Annotated in this window: 2 protein-coding genes; both read left to right on the top strand. The window is 35.0% G+C overall.

Features of this window, described 5'->3' with window-relative positions:
- Window positions 1–393: 393 nt before the first annotated feature.
- Complete coding sequence (locus U9P79_06670) at window positions 394–1,701, top strand: nodulation protein NfeD (protein MEA2104305.1); 1,308 nt, start codon at window positions 394–396, stop codon at window positions 1,699–1,701.
- A gap of 77 nt (window positions 1,702–1,778) precedes the next feature.
- Window positions 1,779–2,747 carry a tetratricopeptide repeat protein gene (locus tag U9P79_06665; protein ID MEA2104304.1) on the top strand — a complete coding sequence of 323 codons (969 nt, stop codon included), beginning with the start codon at window positions 1,779–1,781 and terminating at the stop codon, window positions 2,745–2,747.
- Window positions 2,748–2,830 lie beyond the last annotated feature (83 nt).

The raw sequence follows: 2,830 nt of genomic DNA, 5'->3' as shown, positions 1-2,830 counted from the left end.
CCAAAATCAGCAAAAGATCAGCGTAAATTACACCTATACCTAAATTGGCGCTTATTCAGATTTTTTCCTTTCTGCGAGGGCATAAATGCCCACGCTGAATCGAATAAAGCCGGATAAATCAGGCTGAGAAAAATGGCTGCTATTTAATGAGTATTATTCATAATACTTTTTTTGATTCAGCGTGGGGGTTTACCCCCTCGCAGACATTGTCCAAAAAGACTGACGAATAAATAATGACAAAATGCCCTCAAATAACTCGGTTTTTTTAGATGCATTCTTGTAAAAAAATGGGGGGATGCGAATAATCTTCCAAATTAATTGACAAAAAATGTGGGATTTGAGAATATCAATAAAAAATAATCCAATTTTTAATTCAAACAAAGGAGTCGAATTATGAATACCAAAACAAAATTTCGGTCATCTTCAAGCACGAGATTATTTTGTGTTTTAATATTGTTTTTTCTTCTAACTTCATTTGTATATGCGGATACGAGCAAAATTTATTTGTTCAAGATTGACGGAGTGATCGGTCCACCCATGGCTGATTATCTAATTCGAAATATTGAAATCGCTGAAGAGAATAACGCAGCCGCAATTTTGCTTGAAATAAATACACCCGGCGGACTTTCTGTTTCTATGCGAAGTATCGTTAGCGAAATTATGCGAACTCCAATTCCGGTTATCGGGTATGTAACTCCTGAAGGAGCACACGCAGCTTCTGCCGGTGCCATAATAATGTTAGCCTGTGATATTGCTGCCATGACCCCAACTTCCAGCATCGGAGCAGCTCATCCCGTGAATATGGGTGGGAAAATTGATTCTACAATGGAAAAAAAAGTTATCAACGACATGGTTTCTTATGTCCGATCACTTGCCGAGAAAAAGGATAGAAATGCCGATATAGCTGCTGAAATGGTTATCGAAAGCATTTCCCTTACGGCAAAAGAAGCGAAAAAAGAAAATATTATTGAATATGTAGCAAAATCGCGGGATGATCTTTTTGAACAAATCAATGGGTTGGAAATTTCTAAAGGTGATGAAATATTCATATTGCAGACAAAAGATGCAATTATTGTAAAACGAGAGATGAATTTTATAGAGCGTTTTCTTTTTCATATCAGCAATCCAAATATCGCCTATATTCTGCTGATGCTGGGTATTTATGGAATTATTGCGGAATTCTCAAACCCGGGAATCGGTTTTGCGGGAGTATTTGGAACAATCTCTCTGCTCATCGCATTTTTTGCACTTTCCAATCTTCCCATAAATATCGTCGGCATCCTGCTGATCATTGCAGGAATTATTCTGATAATCCTCGAAATAAAAGTCCAGTCCTCAGGCATACTGGGAATAGGAGGAGTTGTGGCAACAATATTAGGCTCAATGATGTTAATTAACTCGAACGCACCTTTTCTTCAAATATCTATATCTTTGATAATCGGAGTAGGGATATTTTCTCTCCTTTTTTTCATCTTATTATTTACGCTGGTTCTAAAAGTTTACAAAAAGCATGTTACTACCGGCAGAGAAGGTGAAATCGGTGAGATCGGTTATGCGCTGACAGAACTAAATCCACAAGGTAATGTTTTTGTGCGTGGTGAAATATGGTCGGCAGAATCTTTAGACGGAAACATAGAAAAAAACGCCAAGATAAAAGTAATAAAATTTGTACGAATGAAACTTTTTGTGGAGAAAGAATGACCTGAAAGAATTCAAAATTCTTGACGGAAAATACACATGAAAGAATTTCAATGAAAATAATATTTCGGAGGAAATAAATGAAAACAAAATTTGTTTTGTTTGCAACATTACTGCTTGGTTTGATGATCCTAATCGGTTGTCAAAGTCAGTATATGACCACTGCCAAACTGGCAATTAGAGACGAAAAGAAGCCAGATAAGGCGATTGAAAATTTAAACATGGAAATTAAAACAAATCCTCAAAATGCTGATGCTTATCTTTTACTTTCAAAAGTTTACGGGCAATTCAAAGGTGATTATGAAAAATCTTTTGAATATGCAGAAAAAGCCGTTGAAATTGACCCAAGTAAACAAAAAGAAGTTGAAGGAATCTATCGAACTTGCTGGTCCCAAATGCATAACGCAGGAGTAAAAGAGTTCCAAAAGGAAGAATATAGTAAAGCACTCGAATCAATCCAAGACGCAAATATGATTTTTCCTGATAGTGTCCAGACTATTAAAATGCTCGCAAATATATATTTAAAGATGGATTCAACAGAGAGTGCATGTGAATATTTCAAAATTATTATTGAAAAAGAACCTCAGGAAATATCTGCTCGAAAATCTCTCGCCCAAATTAATTTCAATCAAGATAATTATGAAGAGTCTATTCTTTATTTTAAGCAATTAGCAGAATTACAGCCTGAAAATCTTGACTGGACTTACAATATTGCTGCTTGTTATTCAAATGCAGATAATAATGAAAAGGCAATGGAGTATTACAAGATCACCCTTGAGAAAGATCCGGAAAATTTGGAATTACTTCAAAAAATTGCCAATTCCGAATTTAATAGCCAAAATTATGAGACCGCTGCAAAATATTATAAAAAGGCTATAATATTGGACCCTGAAAATATTAAAATAGTAGAATTTTGCACTCGTTCTTTAAATTCCTTAAAAGATTATGAAGGTGTTTTGGAATATGCCACAAAGTGGAAAGAATTAGATCCGAATAACAAAAACGCAGAACTTTTTATCCGGTTGGCAAAACAGAAATTGGGGAATTAAAACTTCTAGTTTTTCTGTTAATAAAATTTTTTGATCCAATAATTTGTGATTATCCGTAAAGCCTGAAACCTTGCGGATGGTTG

The sequence above is a fragment of the Candidatus Cloacimonadota bacterium genome (genome assembly GCA_034661015.1).
Taxonomy (GTDB): domain Bacteria; phylum Cloacimonadota; class Cloacimonadia; order JGIOTU-2; family JGIOTU-2; genus JAYEKN01.
This window is presented reverse-complemented; position numbering and strand designations above follow the sequence as displayed.

Excerpts from the sequence above, each read along its gene's own strand:
- U9P79_06665 (MEA2104304.1), top strand. The coding sequence starts at position 1,779 with ATGAAAACAAAATTTGTTTTGTTTGCAACATTACTGCTTGGTTTGATG.
- U9P79_06670 (MEA2104305.1), top strand. The coding sequence starts at position 394 with ATGAATACCAAAACAAAATTTCGGTCATCTTCAAGCACGAGATTATTT.